Below are 1266 nucleotides of genomic sequence, written 5' to 3'. Positions count from 1 at the left end.
TATGACTAGCAGCAACCAAGAAGTGATGGAAGTGTTGACGGGCCCGGAGCGCCGCCGGCGGTGGTCGGTGGAAGAGAAGCTTGCGATGGTCAGGGAGAGCTTCGAGCCGGGTAAGACGGTCTCGATGGTAGCGCGCCAGCATGGCGTGAATCCGAATCAGGTGTTCCAGTGGCGCAAGCTATACCAGGACGGGAGCCTGTCGGCAGTGAGTTCGGGCGAGGAAGTGGTGCCGGCCTCCGAGTTGGCCGAAGCGCTCAAACAAGTCCGTGAGCTACAGCGCATGCTCGGAAAAAAGACGATGGAGAACGAGATTCTTCGCGAAGCTGTGGAATACGGTCGGGCAAAAAAGTGGATTGCGCGCTCGCCATCGTTGCCGGGGGACGACCAGTGAAACAGGTTTGCGAGGTCCTCGGCGTAGCGCGCTCGAATGTGGCAACCAAGCGTGCCCGGCCGGCTGACTGGCATGATGGGCGCACGGCTCGGCAAACCGACGACGCTGGCCTGGTGGACGAAATCCGGCACGTCATCGCCGACTTGCCGAGCTATGGCTACCGGCGCGTCTGGGGCCGATTGCGGCGCGAACGTGAGCGCCGATGCGAAGCGCCGGTCAATGCCAAGCGCGTCTATCGGGTCATGCGCGTGCATGGCCTGCTGCTTGAGCGCAGGCCGACGCCGCGCCCACAGCGCCGGCATGACGGCAAGGTCGCTGTAGCCAAGAGCAACCAGCGCTGGTGCTCCGATGGCTTCGAGTTCCGCTGCGACAACGGCGAGCCGCTGCGCGTGACGTTCGCGCTGGATTGCTGCGACCGCGAGGCAATGAGCTGGGTAGCGACAACCGGTGGTTACAGTGGCGACGTCGTGCGCGACGTGATGCTGGCGGCCGTCGAGCAGCGCTTCGGCAATGTTTCAAAAGCACCAGCGGAAATTGAATGGCTGACGGACAACGGTTCGGGCTACATTGCCGGGAAGACCCGCGAGTTCGCCACGGGCATTGGCCTGAAACCGTTGACGACACCGGTTTGCAGCCCGCAGAGTAACGGCATGGCCGAGAGCTTCGTGAAGACGATGAAGCGCGACTACGTCGCCTTCATGCCCAAGCCGGATGCGGCGACGGCCGTGCGCAAACTTGCCATCGCGTTCGAGCACTACAACGAGCAGCATCCCCATAGCGCACTGAAATATCGCTCGCCACGCGAGTTCAGGCGCAGGACAGAATCATCAACTCAAGTGTGAGGCGGTGTCCGGAGATACGGGGGCAAATCCAGT

Annotated in this window: 1 protein-coding gene; it reads left to right on the top strand. The window is 62.6% G+C overall.

Going from position 1 to position 1266, the window contains the following annotated elements; translation table 11 throughout:
- Positions 1-25 precede the first annotated feature (25 nt).
- Positions 26-1233, top strand: a protein-coding gene (locus R2669_RS24800) for an IS3 family transposase (RefSeq protein ID WP_316902507.1) whose coding sequence is annotated in 2 segments (ribosomal slippage) — positions 26-350 and positions 350-1233 — 1209 coding nt in all. Because the reading frame shifts where the segments join, the coding sequence is not laid out codon by codon here.
- The last annotated feature ends 33 nt before the right edge of the window (positions 1234-1266 follow it).

Source organism: Ralstonia edaphi (genome assembly GCF_958350185.1).
GTDB lineage: Bacteria > Pseudomonadota > Gammaproteobacteria > Burkholderiales > Burkholderiaceae > Ralstonia > Ralstonia edaphi.
Note: the sequence above shows the minus strand (reverse complement) of the source record. Positions and strands in the feature narration are given on the sequence as shown.